The 250-nt window shown below is 70.4% G+C and carries 1 protein-coding gene; it reads right to left on the reverse strand.

Annotated elements, in window-relative coordinates:
- Positions 1–39: 39 nt before the first annotated feature.
- Positions 40–250 (reverse strand): hypothetical protein (locus JI666_RS21505; protein WP_206895122.1); only part of this gene is annotated, 211 nt, incomplete at its 5' end.

Below are 250 nucleotides of genomic sequence, written 5' to 3' on the forward strand. Positions count from 1 at the left end.
CGCGCGATCTAGCGCGGCGACAGGCGCGATCCAGCCGGATCAGCCGCGCCTGTTGCCCGCCATCGCGACGAATTTCTGCGTTTGCGCCCATGCCGCCTCCAGCTTTTCGGCACCGGGCTGCGCGACGATCCGGGCAAAGGCATCGGCCACGTCCTCGGGGCGGGGGGCAGGACCCAGATCGATGCCCGGCGTTTCGGTGATCGCGGGCAGGGCGACGATACCGGCCCCGGCGGCAAGGATCGTCTTGGTG

This window comes from Bacillus sp. NTK071, assembly GCF_017303315.1.
GTDB lineage: Bacteria > Bacillota > Bacilli > Bacillales > Guptibacillaceae > Guptibacillus.